General features: G+C 43.2%; 16 protein-coding genes and 1 pseudogene. 10 read left to right on the plus strand and 7 right to left on the minus strand.

From position 1 onward, the window contains the following. Position 1 precedes the first annotated feature (1 nt). From OKC24_RS10925 to cysK, 3 genes and pseudogenes are all read right to left on the minus strand, one after another. A complete protein-coding gene (locus tag OKC24_RS10925) occupies positions 2 to 2,509 on the minus strand; it encodes a heavy metal translocating P-type ATPase (RefSeq protein ID WP_438800939.1) in 2,508 nt (835 codons plus the stop codon). Continuing rightward, a pseudogene (locus OKC24_RS20110) lies at positions 2,510 to 2,683 on the minus strand (cation transporter); the annotation flags it as partial. 152 nt (positions 2,684 to 2,835) lie between these two features. Next, the gene (cysK, locus tag OKC24_RS10930) at positions 2,836 to 3,834 is read right to left on the minus strand and encodes a cysteine synthase A (protein ID WP_131275662.1); all 999 of its coding nucleotides are present in this window, start codon (positions 3,832 to 3,834) and stop codon (positions 2,836 to 2,838) included. 287 nt (positions 3,835 to 4,121) lie between these two features. Here cysK and OKC24_RS10935 point away from each other — a divergent pair, with 287 nt between their 5' ends. The 5 genes from OKC24_RS10935 to OKC24_RS10955 all read left to right on the plus strand — a co-directional run bounded on the left by OKC24_RS10935 (position 4,122) and on the right by OKC24_RS10955 (position 9,063). Then, on the plus strand, positions 4,122 to 4,445 hold the full coding sequence (locus OKC24_RS10935) for an ArsR/SmtB family transcription factor (protein WP_130146901.1): 324 nt from the start codon (positions 4,122 to 4,124) through the stop codon (positions 4,443 to 4,445). Positions 4,446 to 4,697: 252 nt separating this feature from the next. Then, positions 4,698 to 6,434, plus strand: a complete 1,737-nt coding sequence (locus tag OKC24_RS10940; RefSeq protein WP_130146899.1) for a SulP family inorganic anion transporter — start codon at positions 4,698 to 4,700, stop codon at positions 6,432 to 6,434. A gap of 171 nt (positions 6,435 to 6,605) precedes the next feature. Continuing rightward, on the plus strand, positions 6,606 to 7,802 hold the full coding sequence (sstT, locus tag OKC24_RS10945) for a serine/threonine transporter SstT (RefSeq protein ID WP_130146897.1): 1,197 nt from the start codon (positions 6,606 to 6,608) through the stop codon (positions 7,800 to 7,802). 36 nt (positions 7,803 to 7,838) lie between these two features. Next, positions 7,839 to 8,513 (plus strand): YoaK family protein, encoded by a 675-nt coding sequence (locus tag OKC24_RS10950; RefSeq protein WP_130146895.1) that lies wholly within the window; start codon positions 7,839 to 7,841, stop codon positions 8,511 to 8,513. 13 nt (positions 8,514 to 8,526) lie between these two features. After that, a complete protein-coding gene (locus OKC24_RS10955; RefSeq protein ID WP_130146893.1) occupies positions 8,527 to 9,063 on the plus strand; it encodes a DUF2058 domain-containing protein in 537 nt (178 codons plus the stop codon). A 124-nt stretch (positions 9,064 to 9,187) separates the two neighbouring features. Here OKC24_RS10955 and OKC24_RS10960 read toward each other — a convergent pair whose 3' ends face one another. Continuing rightward, the gene (locus OKC24_RS10960) at positions 9,188 to 9,457 is read right to left on the minus strand and encodes a hypothetical protein (RefSeq protein WP_130146891.1); all 270 of its coding nucleotides are present in this window, start codon (positions 9,455 to 9,457) and stop codon (positions 9,188 to 9,190) included. A 796-nt stretch (positions 9,458 to 10,253) separates the two neighbouring features. On the opposite strand from OKC24_RS10960, the gene OKC24_RS10965 reads away from it, so the two are divergent. The 4 genes from OKC24_RS10965 (at position 10,254) to gcvH (ending at position 14,224) form a co-directional block, all read left to right on the plus strand. Beyond that, positions 10,254 to 12,110, plus strand: coding sequence for an ABC transporter ATP-binding protein (locus OKC24_RS10965; protein ID WP_130146889.1), 1,857 nt, complete (start codon positions 10,254 to 10,256; stop codon positions 12,108 to 12,110). Between the two features lies 1 nt (position 12,111). Next, positions 12,112 to 12,561 (plus strand): MaoC family dehydratase, encoded by a 450-nt coding sequence (locus tag OKC24_RS10970; RefSeq protein ID WP_130146887.1) that lies wholly within the window; start codon positions 12,112 to 12,114, stop codon positions 12,559 to 12,561. A 174-nt stretch (positions 12,562 to 12,735) separates the two neighbouring features. Then, a complete protein-coding gene (locus tag OKC24_RS10975; RefSeq protein ID WP_005009705.1) occupies positions 12,736 to 13,764 on the plus strand; it encodes a helix-turn-helix transcriptional regulator in 1,029 nt (342 codons plus the stop codon). 85 nt (positions 13,765 to 13,849) lie between these two features. Beyond that, positions 13,850 to 14,224 carry a glycine cleavage system protein GcvH gene (gene gcvH / locus OKC24_RS10980; protein ID WP_005009703.1) on the plus strand — a complete coding sequence of 125 codons (375 nt, stop codon included), beginning with the start codon at positions 13,850 to 13,852 and terminating at the stop codon, positions 14,222 to 14,224. A 75-nt stretch (positions 14,225 to 14,299) separates the two neighbouring features. On the opposite strand, the gene ygiD is transcribed toward gcvH, so the two are convergent. Beyond that, entirely contained in the window at positions 14,300 to 15,157 is an 858-nt protein-coding gene (ygiD, locus tag OKC24_RS10985; RefSeq protein WP_130146886.1) for a 4,5-DOPA-extradiol-dioxygenase, read from the minus strand. A gap of 289 nt (positions 15,158 to 15,446) precedes the next feature. On the opposite strand from ygiD, the gene OKC24_RS10990 reads away from it, so the two are divergent. Beyond that, positions 15,447 to 16,625 carry an MFS transporter gene (locus OKC24_RS10990; protein WP_265465092.1) on the plus strand — a complete coding sequence of 393 codons (1,179 nt, stop codon included), beginning with the start codon at positions 15,447 to 15,449 and terminating at the stop codon, positions 16,623 to 16,625. A gap of 110 nt (positions 16,626 to 16,735) precedes the next feature. On the opposite strand, the gene OKC24_RS10995 is transcribed toward OKC24_RS10990, so the two are convergent. Together OKC24_RS10995 and OKC24_RS11000 are read right to left on the minus strand one after the other, a co-directional pair. After that, positions 16,736 to 17,923: a PilT/PilU family type 4a pilus ATPase gene (locus OKC24_RS10995; protein ID WP_265465094.1), complete on the minus strand. Its 1,188-nt coding sequence runs from the start codon at positions 17,921 to 17,923 to the stop codon at positions 16,736 to 16,738. 264 nt (positions 17,924 to 18,187) lie between these two features. Then, complete coding sequence (locus tag OKC24_RS11000) at positions 18,188 to 19,243, minus strand: 3-deoxy-7-phosphoheptulonate synthase (RefSeq protein WP_131275659.1); 1,056 nt, start codon at positions 19,241 to 19,243, stop codon at positions 18,188 to 18,190. Between the last annotated feature and the right edge of the window lie 75 nt (positions 19,244 to 19,318).

Raw genomic sequence — 19,318 nt, forward strand, 5'->3', positions numbered from 1 at the left:
CTTAACCCTCCTGCGTCATCCACGTCGGCTGATAACGCTTTAAGCGCAGTGCATTGCTGATGACAAAGACTGATGACAGCGCCATGGCAGCCGCGGCAAAAACAGGTGACAGCAATATGCCAAACATCGGATACAGTGCGCCAGCCGCCACAGGAATTAACGCGGCGTTATATACAAAAGCCCAAAACAGGTTTTGACGGATATTGTTAATGGTCGCAGTGCTGAGCCCAATAGCGGTTGGCACAGCCTGCAGATTTCCAGACATCAGCACCACATCTGCCGCTTCAATCGCCACATCTGTTCCTGTGCCAATGGCAAGCCCGACATCCGCCTGCGCCAAAGCAGGCGCATCATTAATGCCATCGCCGACAAAAGCGATGCAGCCAAATTCCTGCTGCAGTTTTTTCACCGCTGTTACTTTTTCGTCAGGCAGGACTTCGGCAATCACTTCATCAATATGCAGCTGCTTTGCAATCGCCTGCGCCGTATGCAGATTATCACCCGTAATCATCGCAACTTTCAGCCCCTGATCATGCAAAGCTTGAATGGCGCTGAATGTGGTTTCTTTAATCGGGTCGGCAACGGCAATGATGGCGGCCAATTGCTGATCTATGGATACATACAGCGGCGTTTTGCCTTGCTCGCCTAAAGCAGAGGCTGCTGCGGCAAATGCATCGGTATTCAGCCCCAGCTCCTGCATTAAACGCGCAGCGCCAATATGCACTAGCTGGCCGTTTACCCGCGCTTTAATTCCCGCGCCCGTAATAGAGTCAAATTCTGAAACGTCTAAGAAATCCAAACCCAATTCCTGAGCCGCCTGCACAATGGCATGCGCTATGGGATGTTCAGATTTCGCTTCCACAGATGCGGCAAGGCTTAAAACTTCATGTTCATTAAACCGCTCTGTAACCTGAAAATCAGTCAGTTTGGGTTTGCCTTCAGTCAAGGTGCCCGTTTTATCTACGGCAACTACTTTAGTTTCTTTCAGCAGCTGCAAAGCTTCACCTTTTCGAAACAGCACGCCCAGCTCAGCACCGCGCCCTGTACCCACCATAATCGATGTCGGCGTCGCTAAACCCATCGCGCAAGGACAGGCAATAATCAGCACAGCCACTGCATTCACTAAGGCGTATGTGAGACTTGGCTCCGGCCCAATGAAATACCAGACAATAAAAGTCAATGCCGCCAGCAGCATCACAATAGGCACAAACCATAAGGTCACTTTATCAACCAAGGTTTGGATTGGCAGTTTAGCGCCCTGCGCCTGTTCAACCAGCTGAATAATCTGTGACAGTACAGAATCTTGACCGACTGCAGTTGCGCGTACAGTCAGGCTGCCATTTTGATTGACGGTTCCGCCAACCACCGGCTGCCCTGCTGTTTTTTCAACAGGAATTGGCTCACCGCTGATCATCGACTCATCAATATAGCTTGAGCCAGAAATAACTTCGCCATCTACAGGAACACGTTCACCAGGGCGTATTTCCAGCAGCATGCCGGCCTGAACCTGATCGATGTCCAGCTCTATATACTGCCCGTTTTGTTCTACACGCGCCGTTTTCGGCTGCATGCCAACTAAATACTGAATGGCTTGCGAGGTGCGGCCTTTCGCTTTGGCCTCTAAATAGCGCCCCAATAAAATTAAGGCAATAATAACGGCAGCGGCTTCATAATAAACATGTATTGTACCGGCAGGCAGCAGTTGCGGCATAAACGTCGCCACACAGGAAAATGCATAAGCCGAGAAAGTACCCACAGCGACCAATGAATTCATATCTGGCGCGGCGCGCAGCAAAGCTGGCACACCATGCACATAGAAACGGCGGCCCGGCAGCAGTAAAATCAGTGTTGTCAGTGCAAACTGAATATACCAGCTGTTCTGCATACCAATACTGCTGTGAATAAAATGATGGAACGCAGGAACCATGTGTCCCCCCATTTCCAGCACAAAGACTGGTATCGCAAGGACTAAAGCAATGATTAAATCCCGCTTTAAGACGGCCTGTTCCAGCTGTTTTTTTTCAGCATGCGTCTGATTGGATGATTGAGCCAGCCGTGCGTCATAGCCTGCTTTTTTGACTGCGGCAATCAGGTCGGTTAATTGACCGCCTTGCACGTATGCTTTTTCTGCAGCCAAATTTACAGATGCAGATTGCACGCCATTCACTTGCTTCAGTGCTTTTTCTACCCGGGCTACGCAAGATGCGCAGGTCATGCCGTCAATATCCAATTCTATATTTTGCGCGGCTATCGAAAATCCCGCTTTTTCTACTTCTTTTTTTACTGCCGCAATATCAGTTGAATCTAAAACTTTTACCGTGGCTTTTTCTGTGGCCAAATTAACTGAAGCATCGACTACACCAGTTGTTTTCTTTAATGCTTTTTCTACCCGTGCAACACAAGATGCACAGGTCATGCCTTCTATCTGCCATTCCAAGGTTTTTACCGGCACCTTATAACCCGTTTTTTCTACCGCTTGAATCACTGCTTGCGCATCAATCGGCAGCATGCTGCTGACAGTTACCTTTTCAGTGGCTAAATTTACCGCTGCAGACTGAATACCGTCTACTTTCAGCAGCGCTTTTTCGACACGGGCTACGCACGAAGCGCAGGTCATGCCTTCTACATCAAAACTGAGCTGATTTTTTACTGTCGATTTATCTTCTGATAAGACTGACATCATTATTTGCTCCCCGTGCTTCGTCTTATGTTTAGCTTACAGCTTAAACATTCCCACCTTGGTAAGGTCAAGTCATTTTCCAATAAAAAACAGGCTATTTTAATAGCCTGTTTTTTATCTTTGTACACAGCAAGCTTGCAATTGCGCAATCACGCTTAATCCGCAGAAATATCTTCAAATAAGACTGAAGATAAATAGCGTTCACCGCTGTCCGGTAAAATCACCACAATGGTTTTGCCCGCATTTTCTGGACGGGCGGCTAATTTTGCCGCGGCCGCCATCGCTGCACCGCTGGAAATGCCAACCAAAATGCCTTCATGAGTCGCAGTCTTACGCGCCCATTCAATTGCTTCTGCGCTTTCAACCGCAACCACTTCATCGACTAACTCTAAATCTAAGTTTTTAGGAATAAAATTAGCGCCAATGCCTTGAATTTTATGCGGTCCCGGTGTCAAAGTTTCACCGCGTTTTGCCTGTCCGATAATTGGAGATTCTGCAGGCTCTACAGCGACTGAATAAATCGGCTGTTTTTTTACTTTTTTAAAATAACTAGAAATGCCGGAAATTGTGCCGCCGGTGCCAACCCCGGAAACCAATATATCCACTTTACCGCCGGTTGCTTCCCAGATTTCAGGGCCTGTGGTCAGCTCATGAATTTTAGGATTTGCCGGGTTTTCAAACTGCTGCGGCAGATAATAGGTCTCAGGGTGCTCCTGCACTAGACGAACTGCTTCATCAACAGCGCCTTTCATGCCTTTTGCCGGCTCAGTCAATACTAAATTGGCGCCAAAGGATTTTAAAACTTTCCGGCGTTCGATACTCATGCTCGCTGGCATGGTCAATGTAATATCATAACCTTTAGCGGCCGCTACAAATGCTAAAGCAATGCCTGTATTGCCGCTGGTTGGTTCAACAATATGCATTCCAGGCTTGAGCAAACCTTTTTCTTCTGCATCTGCAATCAAAGCAGCGCCGACACGGCATTTCACAGAAAAAGCTGGATTGCGGCTTTCTATTTTCGCCAAAACAGCTGCACCGCCGGTAATTGAACGGTTAATACGCACTAAAGGCGTGTTGCCAATCGCCTCTGCATTGTTGCTATATACGGCAATGCCTAAATTTGCAGGCGCTGGAAATGCTGAATCTGTTGTCATGAGTCTTTCCTTGATATTTTTACATCAAAAAGTACATTGAACATCATACATTTATTTCATTATTCGGTTGTAAAATTTAGTATTTGAAATTTCAGCGCTGCTCAATTTTTAACTTTTTTCGCATCAACACTGCGCAATAAGAATATTTGATGCATGATTACGACATATATCAATAAAAATAATAATTATGTTCACTAAAAACCATAGAAATTCTTACATTTATTCCATGTATTCAAGTGCGATAACCGTATACTAAACGCCTTATACCCGCAGAATGGAGCTCTTTGATGAATAGTGATATAGAAATCACCAGCATGCGTGATTCCGCAGATTTAGTCGTCGGCGTTTTAAAATCACTGGCCAACACCGACCGGTTAATGATTTTATGTCATTTGGCGCAAAAGGAATTAAATGTCTCTCAAATTGAGCAAATTACGCAAATTAATCAGCCTACACTGTCTCAGCAGCTTATGATGCTGCGTAAAAGCAATGTAGTGACCACTCGGCGTGATGGCAAGCAGATTTATTATTCGATTAAAGACCCGAATTTAATTACGGTTTTGCAAACCTTGTATAACCTGTATTGCGGTAAAGCATTCGATACCGTTTAACCATTTACGGGCGATATGCTGACAGCAGAAACTTATAATTAAACGCTGACAGCTGTTCTTTTTTCTTATCCATTACACGTCTTTGTTTATCTTAATCATCTAAAAATTTTAGCATTATTTCTTATTTTACTTGCCTTCTGCTCTCCCTGATACTCTTGTATTTTCAGCGGCGCATCAATCAAATTTCCATCAATCGAGACTTCTTAGCATTTTTTATGCATAATATATATTAAATTGTGATTTAGACTTTTTATGCCAGATTTTAAACCGCGTATTGTTCAGCTTATTCCTGCATGGCAATGGCTCAAGGACTACAGCTCTGGTAAATTTAAATCCGATTTGCTGGCTTCGCTTATTGTCATCGCAATGCTTGTGCCGCAAGGAATGGCTTATGCCATGCTGGCAGGCTTACCGCCCATCATGGGATTATATGCCAGCATGATTCCAATGATCATGTATGCCATACTGGGCGGAAGCACGACGCTGTCTATTGGCCCTGTAGCCATCATATCCATGATGACTTTTGCCACTTTGAATCCGCTTTTTGAAGCGGGTTCCCCAGTTTATATTGAAGCCGCCATGCTTTTGGCCTTAATGGTCGGCATTATTTCAGTGCTGTTAGGCATGCTTCGCTTTGGTTTTTTAATACAGCTGATTAGCCATCCCGTCATTAAAAGCTTTATTATTGCCTCAGCCTTATTAATTGCTTTAGGCCAGTTGAAATTTCTGGTTGATGTTCCGCTCAACGGCAACAGCATTCCAGAGTTTGCGCTCAGTGTTTGGCAATATTTATCTTTAACTCATGCCGCGTCCCTTGTTTTTGGCATTGCATCAATTTTATTTCTGATTTATTTTCCAAAACTGCTGAATAGCCAATCGGTAAGAAGCAAAATAGGTTCGACAAACTTTATTATTAAAGCTGTACCCTTAATTTTAGTCATCATTTCCATTGCACTGACTGCTGGACTTGACCTGAAAGAGATTGGTATCAAGACGGTCGGTGAGATTCCTTCCGGTTTTCCGCCTATTCAGATTCCGCACTGGAATTGGGACTTAGTCCTGCAGCTGATGCCGGGCGCGGCAATGATTGCCATGATCAGCTTTGTCGAGTCATTATCTATTGCGCAGGCAACTGCTCTGCAGCAAAGAAGCAATTTAAATAGCAATCAGGAACTGGTCGCTTTAGGCATTGCCAATATCAGCGCCGGCTTAACGTCTGCTTTCCCTGTAACCGGCAGCCTATCCCGCACGGTGGTCAATGCAGATGCAGGGGCAAAAACGCCAATGGCCGGCGTCTTCTCATCCATACTGATTATTGTTGTGACCCTATTTTTCACAGGTTTCTTTAAAGATTTGCCATTGGTTATTTTGGCAGCCACCATCATTGTATCCATATGGAAACTGGTCGATTTCAAGCCGTTTATAGATACCTGGCGCTATTCTAAAGCCGATGGCATTGCCATGTGGGTCACATTCCTCGGTGTGCTTTTTATCGATATTTCAACTGGCTTAATTATTGGCATCATTTCCACCTTTATTTTAATGCTTTGGCGCATCAGCCGTCCGCATATGGCAGTCATTGGCCTAGTCGAAGGCACACAGCATTTCCGCAATATTCAGCGCCATCATGTGGTGACAGCACCGGAAATCTTGTCCATCCGTATTGATGAAAACTTGACCTTCTTAAATACCAATGCATTAAAAGGCTTTTTAATTAATGAAATCAGCCAGCACCCTCAGCTGCAGCATGTCATCCTCAACTGTTCCAGTGTCAGCAGCATTGACTATAGCGCGCTGGAAATGCTGGAAGATATCAATAATGAGTTAAACAAGCTGCACATCCGGCTGCACTTTTCAGAAGTCAAAGGCCCTGTCATGGATAAGCTGCAGCAATCCAAGCTGCTGAAGCATTTAAGCGGAGAGATTTATTTAACTCACTACAAAGCCATTCAAAGTTTGTCGCCGAAAGTATTTGAATATCAGATATAAACAGGTGAAGTCTTATTTAAAAAAATAGGCTGCAAATTTATAAAATATCAACCGTAAAAATAAGCACTTATTTTTTATATTCAATTTTTTCCCAAGCCTGAAAGAATTTCAGTATAAAATGTTCGCCTTATTTTCAATATTTTGTCACCGTAATTCTGACAAGGCTCTCCTATGTTCTCTGCTTTTACGCGTTTGAGTTTAGTAACCCGAATTATTATTGCCATCATTTTAGGCATATTGGCTGCTTTACTTTTTCCAAATGCTGCGCCGTATTTAAGCCTGCTTGGTGATCTGTTCATTAAAGCACTTAAGTCTGTTGCGCCTATTCTCGTATTTGTTCTAGTTTTGTCATCAATTGCGAATTTTAAAGTCGGCAGCAGCAATGCTTATATCAAGCCAATTATGCTGATGTATGCGCTAGGCATGTTATTGGCTGCTTTTAGCGCTGTAATTACCAGTGTGATTTTTCCAAGTACGTTATTTTTGGATGTGCCTGCACAAGGCGAGCTGACTCCTCCTGGCAGTTTGGCAGAAATCTTAAAGAATTTGCTGCTCAGTTTTGTCGCTAATCCAGTAACGGCCATTAGCGAAGCTAATTTTATCGGCATCCTCGCTTGGGCTGTTGCTTTGGGCATCTCATTCCGCCATGCATCAGACCAAACCAAAACCTTTTTGTCTGATGCGGCAGATGCTGTCAATAAAGTAATCCGCTTAGTCATTAGTTTTGCGCCATTTGGTATTTTTGGCTTGGTTGCTGTCACCTTTGCGGAAGCCGGCTTAAGCACTTTAGCCAGCTATGCACACCTATTGGCTGTACTGCTGGGGACCATGCTGTTTGTAGCGCTTGTCATCAACCCAATCATGGTTGCTTTCATGACCCGTCAAAACCCCTATCCGCTGGTATTTCAATGCTTGCGTGAAAGCGGTATCACAGCATTCTTTACCCGCAGTTCAGCAGCCAACATTCCTGTCAACTTAGACTTAGCCAAGCGCCTTGGTGTTCCAGAGTCTACCGCCAGCGTTGCCATTCCATTGGGCGCCACTATCAACATGGCAGGCGCTTCAGTCACTATTACCGTACTGACTTTGGCGACGGTACATACTCTAGGCATTTCTGTTGATTTCACCACAATGCTGATTTTATCTGTTGTTGCGACGATTTCTGCTTGCGGCGCATCTGGTGTTGCTGGCGGTTCATTATTGCTGATTCCTGTAGCCTGCGGTTTGTTTGGCATTTCATCCGATATTGCAATGCAGGTCGTGGCTATCGGCATGGTCATCAGCGTGTTGCAGGACTCTACAGAAACCGCTCTGAACTCTTCGACTGATGTATTATTTACAGCTGCAGTAGACCGTGGTTTAAGATAATATACTGATAAACGTATATTAATCACTCAATGCGCTATGCCTTTTTATACATTGCCCCTTTGGGTTCAACTGGGTGCTTTCTTTCTCGCAATTAATGCGGGCATGATCAACGTTCTTGGACTGGTGACCGTTTTGCACCAGTCCGTTTCCCATATGACAGGCAATGTCAGCATGCTGGCAATGGCTGTCATTCAGTGGCAGCCTGCCGCAATTCTCTATCTTTTTCTTGTAACGCTGTCTTATGTGATTGGTTCATTTTATAGTGGGCTGATTTTAGGCAATAGCCAATTCAGTTTTAGCCGCCTCTATGGCATTCCCCTCAGCCTAGTCGCTTTGCTTATTTTTTTATGCTGGCTGCTGCTGCCCTATTTCCCGCGTTATGCCTTGCTTTGGGCCTGCGTTGCCATGGGTGTGCAAAATGCCATGGTCAGCCACTATAAAGGAACCATTATCCGTACTACACATCTATCAGGTGTGCTGACGGATTTAGGGCTGGCTTTAGGCTACCGAGTGCGGGGCTTAGAAGCGGAACCGAAAAGAATTATTTTGCATCTTTTAATTTTAATTGGATTTTTTATTGGCGGGCTTCTTGCCAGCTTGATTTATCCTTTATTAAAATTAAACTCATTTCTTGTCCCAGCCGTGCTGAGCCTGACGCTCAGCATCTTATACTGGGGTATTTATTTACGTTATCGACATCATCAAAATTAGTTTGGAACATCTTATGGTTAAAAATGCATTACAGGCTCAACTGCTGAAAGCGGGTTTAGTCGATAACAAAAAGGCCAAAAAATTGTCTAAACAGGCTGTGCATGAACAGCGCGCTGGCCTCAGCAATGAGGCTGAAATTAAAGCGAAAATTGCTCAGGATCAGCAGCAGAAGCAAGCACGTGATCAAGCGATAGAACAAGAGAAAAAAGCGGTACGGCATGAAAAAGAGCTGAAGGCTTCCATTGTTCAAATGATCAATCAGCATAAAATCCGCAATACCGACGGCGACGCCAGCTATCAGTTTATTGATGATTCTAAAATCAAAAAGGTTTACATCAATCAGCAAATTTATAATGCGCTTGTTGCAGGAAGCTTAGTTATCGCCAAAGAAAACGACAGCTATGCTTTTTTACCTAAGGCGCTGGCTGAACGTATTAATGCAAAACTGGAAGGCTTTATTATTGTCAACAATTCAGAACAGAATGAACAAACGACAGATGAAGAAGATCCATACGCAGCCTATGTGATCCCTGATGATCTTATGTGGTAAAAGGCTAATGCATCTAAGCATGGCATTGCGGGTTATGAATTACAGCCCTGAGCCCAAGGTTTAAATAAAATAAAAAGCCGCAATCAATTGCGGCTTTTTATGCATGCTAGAATATCTAGCTGCCTTACTCCAGCTGCTTAGCCAGCCACCCTATAAATGCATGCTTTTCTACGATTGCAGGTGCTGTATGTGTAGAAATCACTTTATCAATGCCATTAAATACCCCTTTAAATGTATGAGGTTTAATTGACTCAAAATTAATATTATCTCCCTCATGTAATTCCTTAAATAAAATATGTAATTGCATATACTGGCTTTTGGATTGAAAATATGGCTTTTCAAGTACAAAATTATATATTTGTTCAATAATTAATAGTGAATTTAATGTTTTCATTTTACCCTCCGAATTCTTTAATAAGAATGGATCTCTAATATACATGAAAATTAAGTATTTTATGAATAAGATATTTATATGTATTATAAATATCATTGGTTTTTTATCGCTTTAGGTATGATACCCCACTCACTCTTTCCAAAATTAAGCTATACAAAACAAATCCTTAATAGAAACCAAACTTTTACTTATTAAGTTATGTTAATAGCCTAACTTGCCAAAAAATTAATATTTTATAGATTAAATCAGTGCTTATAATATTAAAATAAACTATAAATAATATATATGATTATATTTTTTTATTTATAACTTATCCTTAATCACCACATAACCGCAATTCAATTATGAATTAAAATAAATGATACTCTGAATTAAAACAATATTTAAGAAAATAAAATTTACTAAGGCAGTGTGCTTAATGCCAATCGCGCAGCATTAACTCTGCACAATAGCGCCGTAATCCATATTTCATGTTCCGCAAATGCGGTTATACTGATATTCATACTTGAGGCTAGACGTTTCAGCAGTTTTTGATTTATTGCTGGCTAGCAGTATTTTCATTTCGCATTCAGGCTTGCGCTTTGGCAAAGACAATTTTACGATGCCGCGAATACAGTCTGATTCAGAAGCAAGAAGACTTAGGCCATAAATTTAAGCATTTCAGTACTCTAATCAAAAAAGTGTTATGCGTATTGCGATAAAAGTACAGCATTGAACTATTTTAAATGTTAAAACGTATACCGGATGCTGTCCAAATGATCTGAAGTGAATTTTTTAGGAATTAAAGAGAAGTCTGATGCTAAAATGGTTTGAAAAGCTTGTAGATCCTTACCCCGAAAAAGGCTTGAATGAACCGCTTCCGAAAACATTCTTCCCCTTTGTCTGGCAAGCGGCCAACGGCGTAAAACGCTATTTATTGCTGCTGGTGCTTTGTACAGCTGGGGCTGCAAGTTTCGAAGCATTCCTTTATGCAAAAATTGGCGATCTTGTAAATTGGTTAAGCCAAAGCCAGCCAGAGAATTTTTTACAAAATCATAGCCAAAACCTGACTGTTCTAACCTGTATTTTGTTGGCCAATGTATTTTTTTCCAGTTTGCAAACTATTGTAAAGCATCAAATGCTGTACAGCAGTTTTCCAATGCGGCTGCGCTGGCGCTTTCATAATTTGCTGCTGCAGCAAAGCTTAGACTTTTTCCATAACGATTTTGCTGGCCGCCTTTCCGCCAAAGTCATGCAGACAGCCTTAGCCGTGCGTGAATTCTGGATTATTTTAGGAGACATGCTGGCTTACGTCTTCATTTATTTTATTACGGTCAGTTTTGTTCTAGCCTCTATTTCTCCAATGCTGATTATTCCGCTGATGCTCTGGCTGGCGCTTTTCATTTGTTCCGCCTCCTACTTTATTCCAAAGCTCAGCAGCATTTCCAATGAACAGGCAGATGCCCGGGCGGTCATGACTGGCCGCGTCACCGATGCCTACACCAATATTCAAACCGTAAAGCTATTTGCGCATGCAGGACGTGAAAGCCAGTATGCAAAAAGTTCAATGCAGCAGTTTATGGCCACGGTGTTTAAACAAATGCGCTTTGGCGCACGCTACTCCATCAGCATCAGCGTTCTGAATATAGTTCTATATGGCGGCGTGATCGGCATGGCCGTATATTTGTGGATGCAGGGCCAAGTTGAATTAGGCGTGATCGCGGCAGCTACGGCCATGATTTTAAAATTGAGCAGTATTGCTGAATTCATTATGTGGCAGACTTCCGCACTCTTTGAAAATATCGGTACGATTCAGGATGGCATGAAAACCCTTGGCCGCCCAATCAGCATTCAGGACAAGCCTGATGCCAAAGAGCTTCAGGTCAGCAAAGGTGAAATTAAATTTGAAAATGTCAGTTTTGCCTACAGCACTAAAAATGTATTTGATCAGCTGAATATCACTATCAAGCCTGGGGAGAAAATTGGTATTGTAGGCCGTTCAGGCGCAGGAAAATCAACCCTCATTCAGCTCTTATTGCGTTTTTACACCATCGACCAAGGCCGTATTTTAATAGACGGTCAAAATATAGAAGATGTTACCCAAGACAGCTTAAGGCGCAATATTGCTCTGGTGACACAAGATACGTCCTTATTGCACCGCACTGTAGAAGAAAACATTAAATATGGCCGTCCAGATGCGACCGATCAAGAGATGTATCAAGCAGTGCAAAAAGCCAAAGCTGATGAGTTCATTCCTCAGCTGGTCGATTTGCGAGGCAAAACCGGTTATGACGCCTATGTCGGTGAGCGAGGCGTAAAACTGTCCGGAGGACAGCGGCAGCGTATTGCCATTGCCCGCGTGTTCTTAAAAGATGCACCAATCCTCATCTTAGATGAAGCAACCAGCGCTTTGGATTCTGAAGTAGAAGCAGCCATTCAATCCAGTTTAAATGACTTGATGCATGGCAAAACGGTCATCGCCATTGCGCACCGCCTGTCGACGATTGCGCAAATGGACCGCTTAATTGTTCTGGATCAAGGGAAAATTGCAGAGCAAGGCACACATGAAGAGCTGGTGGCCATGAATGGTATTTATGCGCACTTATGGCAGCGGCAGACAGGCGGTTTTTTAATAGAGCAAGAAAGCAACAAAGAACAGAAAGGAACGGAATAGCATGCTGTATTTGGAAGATATAAAAGTGGGCGACCTCTTTATTAGCCGTGAATATGAAATGACGCTGGAGGAAATCAAGCAATTTGCCCAAGCTTATGATCCGCAAGTCTTTCACTTAGATGAAGATCAGGCAAAAGATCACCCGATTTTCCAAGGCCTAGCAGCCAGCGGATGGCATACCGCCGCAGTGACTATGCGGTTATGGACAGAATGTTTTCCCGTTGCCAATGGCTTAGTGGGTTCAGAGTCCAGCTTAAGGTGGCCGCGCCCTACGCGGCCTGGCGATTTGCTCCATGTAGAAGTTGAAATTACAGCGATTGCGCCATCGAAAAGCAAAACAGACCGTGCCATTGTCACTTATGTGACGCAGGCGCTCAATCAGCATGGCGATGTTCTTTTTATTTCAACCACAAAGATTATTGTCTTTAAAAAAGAACCGCTTGCGGGATAGAACAACAGTATTGGCTTCATGTCCTGCAAACAATTTTATAGCACAGCCAGCCCCGCAGATTCACTGCGGGCTGGACAGTTAAATTGTCCAACAATTTTAATAGTCCTTCGCATTTTTTCATGCCAATATAGCTTTGGAAAAATAGAAAAAGATAAAAACTGCAACGGATAGCAAATGAAAACACCTTCTTTACGTCAAGACCAAGGTATTCCTGGTGTTTATGGATTATTGCTTTTAGATGTTGTATCCCGCTGGGGCTACAATGACCATACATTATTTGAACCTTTCGGTTTAAACAGTGAGCAACTGGCAGATCCTAATTACCGCATACCGACTGCTGTTGCAAATGAATTAATGCAGCATGCCCTGCGTTTAACCGGCGAACCGACTTTAGGCTTTCATTTGGGTACGCAGATGCGTATTTCCATTCATGGCTTTATTGGCTATGCCATTATGACAGCGCATGACATTACGGATGCGCTGATTCTAGCCAACCGCTTTATTCAACTGCGCATGCCTTTTCTGCAGCTGTTTTTTTCAACTTTTGACAGCAAAGCCACTGTACAGCTGCAAACAGACATCACTTTAGAACCGTTACGCACTGAAATTTCCATTGCTTTAATTTTCGGCATTATCAGCATGGGCAAAGCCATTACAGGCACAGATTACGGATCTGGCGACATTGACTTTGATTTTCCCAAACCCGAAGGATTTGAGCGCTTTATGGCAAAATTTCCACGCCATAATTTCCGCTTTGAACAGCCGCATTTAATTCTAAGTTTTGATAAGCATTATTTAGGCAATAAGCTTGTGCATGCAGACCCGATAGCCAGCCAAATCGCCATTAACCAGTGCGAGGCTGAGCTGTCAGCTTTAGGCGAGCGTCACCGTTTGGCAATGCGGGTACGTGACCTGTTAACAAACTCTGAGCAGCATTATTTAAGTATTGAGGCGGTAGCTGAACGCCTGCATATGTCTGACCGTACTTTAAAACGCCAGCTGGCCGCTGAAGGAACATCCTTTTCGACAATGGTGGATGAAGTCCGTTACCGCCACGCCACTTCCCTGCTGTCGCGGACAGACTTTACACTTGAACAAATTGCTGATGAGTTAGGCTACAGTGATGTAGCCAATTTCAGCCGCGCATTTAAACGCTGGAGCGGGCGCAGCCCAAGCAACTGGCGTAAAGACCCTTATCTTTAATTCATTCTGATAATTCTTTTGTTTTTCGCTAAAAGCATGTATAAATCATGCCAAAAATGATTTTAATAGTTTTAAGGAGTTAGCCATGAATCATCCTTCAGATTTGAAATATGCAAGCACGCATGAATGGGTGCGCATTGAAGGTGATCTTGTCGTAACTGGCATTTCTGACCATGCACAAGATGCATTGGGCGACTTGGTTTACGTTGAAGCGCCGGAAGCAGGCACACATGTTACTGCTGGCATGCAAGCTGGTGTCGTCGAATCTGTAAAAACAGCATCAGATATTCATGCGCCTGTCTCAGGCACAGTCATAGAAGTGAATGCCGCATTAGAAGATGATCCTGATTTTGTGAATGATGAGCCTTATGGCAAAGGCTGGATTTATAAAATTAAGCCAGACAATATGGCGGATGTTGAAAAACTGCTTTCCAGCAGCGATTACGAAGCAGGCCTGTGATCCGCAGCGTGTTTATTCAGCATAAAAAATCGGCCGAAAAGGCTGATTTTTTATGTCTGAAAAATAAAACAGCGCTCAAATTCGATAGTCCAGACGGAATGATGTCATGCTCAGCGAGCCGCCAACTGCAGCCTCATTAAAAAGCGATAATTCATCTGGATCTTCTTGCAGTCCCAGCGCATACAGCATTGGGTAATAATGATCCGGCGTCGGTATAGACAGTTTGAAGGCTTCTCCTTGCCTGTCCCATTCAATCAGTTGCTGATGGCGTTTTTCCAAAAGCCAATTTTTCATTTTAGCATCTGCTTCCAGCGCCCATTCATAGCCAAATACCGGCTCATTCAGCTTATCCCAAGCAACTTTCATTAAGTTATGCACCAAATTTCCGCTGGCAATGATCAATACCCCTAAACGCCTTAGCGCCCGCAGCTGATGGCCAAACTGATAATGAAATGCGGCTGGCTGGCTGTAGTCAATACTCAACTGCACAACAGGAATATCGGCCTGCGGATAGAGATGCACAAGCACACTCCAAGCGCCGTGATCAATGCCGCGTTCTGCATCTTCAGCAATGGACACCATACTGACGCAATGCTTCACGGCATTGACCAAGGCTTGAGAGCCTTGCGCAGGATACTGCACATCAAACAGCGCTTGCGGAAAACCGCCAAAATCATGAATAGTCGCAGGATGCGCCGCGGCAGTGACCGCACTGAAGCCCTGTGTAAGCCAATGTGCAGAAATGCACAGAATTGCAACGGGCCTTGGCTGAAGATTTTCCCCTATTTTATGCCAAGTTTTCGAAAAAACAGTGTCGCTAATTGCATTCATTGGCGAGCCATGCCCCAGAAACAGCACAGGCATCGGTGCAGTCACAGGCAATTCAGTATTGGGCCGTGCAGCGGAAAGCAATTGATCATCTGAGTTCATCATGATTGCCCTCAAAACCAATGATGTCTTTAGATTAATCTGAATCTGCAACGGAATGCGATTTAAATTGTAAACTTTAAATAATCAAACAAATAATCATATTGAGATAATTTAATGAAATATTTTTGACTTTATACGAATATTTTTTAATGAAATATTACAATAACTATACTTTTCATCTATATGCTTTTATAATAAACCTTAATTTCTGACGGTTTGTCTCATCTGCGCTCGTATAAAAAATATATAAAGAGCCAAGCCGCCTGTTCAATTTCATACATTCAGGTCACTTATGAACGCTGTAAATGCACAACATTTATGGAATAAGCCGTTTATTCTATGTTTGTTTAATAATCTGTTTTTATTCATCTTTTATTTCGCACAAACCACTATCCTGCCCATTTATATCCTGAATGAACTAGGCGGCAGCTTGTCTCAGGCAGGCTTAGCCATGACTTTATTCATGGTGTCTGCAATTGCCGTGCGTCCCTTCAGCGGCTTAATTATAGAAAAACTCGGCACTAAAAAAGCGCTGTATATTTCTGAAACCTTATTCTGTTTATTCAGCCTTACCTATGTCTTCGCAGACAACCTCACAATTCTAATGATCATCCGTTTTCTGCATGGCATTTGGTTCAGCATTTTGACAACTGTGACTGTGCCCATCGTCAACGATTTCATTCCGGCAAAGCGCAAAGGCGAAGGCATGGGGTATTTCCTGATGTCCATCAATTTAGGTATTGTACTGGGCCCGCTGATTGGGCTGACCTTTATACAGAGCATGTCATATACTGCGGTTGCAGGCATTTTGGCCTCCTTTGTCGTACTGGGTTTTATCTTTTGCTTTTTGATCCCGCTGCCAAGTCATCAGAAAACAGCTATGGAGACTCCCAAAAAACGGCTCAGCATTCATGACTTTATTGAATTTAAAGCCTTGCCAGTGGCTTTAATGGCCATGATGATTTCGTTTTGCTATGCCAGCATTATGTCGTTTATCGCGACTTTTGCCGAATCAAAACACATGCTCGCTTATGCCAGCTTGTTCTTTGCCGTATTCGCTATTTCAATGATGAGCCTGCGTCCGATTACAGGAAAAATATATGACCGCAAAGGCCCGAATGCTGTGATTTATCCGGCATTAATTTTATTTTCAATTGGCTTGGCAGTTTTAGCATTTATCGACAGTGTGGCTGGCCTCTTATTTTCAGCTGTCTTGATTGGCATGGGCTTTGGTTCGGCGCAGCCTTGCCTGCAGACTATTTCGATTCAGCGTTCACCTAAAAACCGCATTGGCCATGCCACTTCAACTTATTTTACATTTTATGATCTTGGCATTGCCATTGGCTCAATTGTACTGGGCATAATCATTGCAGATACCAGCTATGCAGTTGCCTACAGCATATGCGCCGTTTTGGTCTTAATCAGCCTAATATATTATAAATTTATGGTTGCCAGCAAACCTGTATCTTAACCAATGACAGCATCATCAGACACAGCGTATCTTTAAGTGAAATGATTATGCATAGCGCGGCAAGCGACTTGCATAATCATTTCATTGACTATTGCATATGCAAAACTGGGTTAAGAAGCCTGCTGCGCGTCGTCACTTTCAGCTTTTCCTTCAGCCTGCATACTGAATTCAGCCGCCGTATTTTGCATCGCTGGGTTTGCCCGCGGGCTTTTCAACTTAATCTGCAAACGCAGCTCATTCATTGAATCTGCATTTCGCAGCGCCTCTTCATATGAAATTGCGCCATCGTTATACAAATCAAATAAGGCTTGATCAAATGTCTGCATGCCCAATTCACGCGACTTGCCCATAATCGCTTTCAGCTCGTGAAATTCGCCTTTTAAAATTAAGTCTGAAATTAACGGTGTATTCAGCATAATTTCCACTGCGGCGCGCCGCCCTTTCCCATCTTCAGTTCGAATTAAGCGCTGTGAAATAATCGCTTTCATATTTGAAGATAAATCCATAAGCAATTGATTCCGGCGCTCTTCCGGGAAGAAGTTAATGATCCGGTCTAAAGTTTGATTGGCATTATTTGAATGCAGAGTCCCTAAACACAAATGGCCTGTTTCAGCAAAGGCAATCGCATGTTCCATGGTTTCTGTATCCCGAATCTCACCAATCAAAATGACATCTGGCGCCTGACGCAGCGTATTTTTTAGAGCATTATGCCAAGAATGGCAATCTACGCCGACTTCACGGTGGGTAATCATAGATTTTTTATGCTTATGCACATATTCCACAGGATCTTCAACCGTAATAATATGCCCTGCACTGTGTTCATTTCTATAGTCGATCAGAGCGGCCAAAGACGTGGATTTGCCAGAACCTGTACCTCCCACGACAAGCACCAGACCGCGTTTTTCCATAATCACGCTTTTCAGTGATTCGGGCAGCTGAAGTTTTTCAAAATTTGGAATTTCATTGGTAATGGTTCGAATGACCATGCCGACATTCAGTTGCTGCTGGAATACATTGACACGGAATCTGGATACATTAGGCACACTAATGGCAAAGTTGCATTCCAGTTCAGTTTCAAATTCTTTACGCTGTTTTTCATTCATTAAGCTATAGGCAAAGAGTTTGGTTTTATCAGCTGTCAGTTCCTGCTGTCCAAAAGGCTTCATTAAACCCTGATGCTTAATGCTTGGTGGAAAATCTGCCGTAATAAACAAATCTGAACCGCCATATTCAACCACTTTACTGAGCATATGGAACATTAAACGGCGCGCTTCTTCCAGCAATTCGGCAGTGTACATAAAAAATTTTCCCAAAAATTCAATTCAGCAATACAAAATTACTGTTTCATCACAGTTTTTGTTTTTGTATTCATTTATTGTGCATAAAATCAGGCAGAGTCACAAATATAAATCATTCATTTAAATAATATTTTTAAAAAATAATGTGCAGTATTTCAAAGAAAAAGCTTAAAGCTTGATGGATTGTGTTTTCAATAAAAATGCCCTTCAAAGTGAAGAGCATTCTGCTGCATGGGCTGAAACGATGATTTAAGCGAACAACGCTTATGCGCTGCGCTGCAACTGTGCTGCTTGTAAAAGTTCTGCAGTTTCCAACAACAGCTGTTGGGTTTTATCCCATCCTAAGCAGCCATCCGTGACCGACTGGCCATAAGTCATATTGCAGCTGACTTTCTGCGCGCCATCCACTAGATGACTTTCAAGCATGACGCCGCGTACGTTGCTGAACTGGCGTTCTTGCACAATTGTATGCAGCACTTCGGGCTGCATCAGCGGGTTCTTACTGCTGTTGCCGTGGCTGCAGTCAATCACCAAAGCAGGAAATTCGCCTTTTACCTTGGCTTTAATTTTTTCAATTTCTGCCAGCTGGTAGTTAGGGCCGGTATTTGAACCGCGCAAAATTAAATGCGCTTTAGGGTTGCCCTTAGATGACAGCATACCTGGCAGGCCTGATTGGCTCATGCCCATGAATTGATGCGGATTTACAGCAGATTGAATGGCATCTAAAGCAATTTGAATTGAGCCGTCCGTTCCGTTCTTGAAACCAATGCTGTAAGGCATCAAACTCGAAATTTCACGGTGAATCTGAGATTCGCTGGTGCGTGCGCCAATTGCGCCCCAAGACAATAAATCGTCAAAATACGCGGTTGCCATCGGGCTCAAAATTTCTGATGCAATTGGCAAGCCCATTTCTATAATTTGCAGATAAAGTTCACGGGATTTTTCCAATCCCAATTGCATATCTGCTGATCCGTCTAAATTTGGATCATAAAGAAAGCCTTTCCAGCCGACTGTCGTGCGCGGCTTTTCAATGTATGCGCGCATCACAAGGAAAATTTGGTCTGAAACTTGTGTTTGAATCTGTTTTAATTTTTCTGCATAGTCTAAGGCTGATGCCGTGTCATGAATGGAACACGGGCCGGTAATCACCATTAAGCGTTTATCTTTGCCTTCTAAGATATTTTGTATAATTTTACGCTGTTCAGCAATTTGCTGAGCATGCGCATAAGATAAAGGCAATTGCGCCTTCAATTGCTTGGGCAGGCTTAAAACTGTTTCTTGAGCGGCTGTTTCTTGTAATGCAGTGTTTAAAGCGTTCATTGATTTTTTCCTTGGGACTGCCTTTTTACAGTCCGATCTTTTATTTGAGCGTTATGGGGCGAATGGATTTCTGAC

This window comes from Acinetobacter entericus (assembly GCF_026168575.1).
In the GTDB taxonomy this organism is placed as follows: Bacteria; Pseudomonadota; Gammaproteobacteria; order Pseudomonadales; family Moraxellaceae; genus Acinetobacter; species Acinetobacter bouvetii.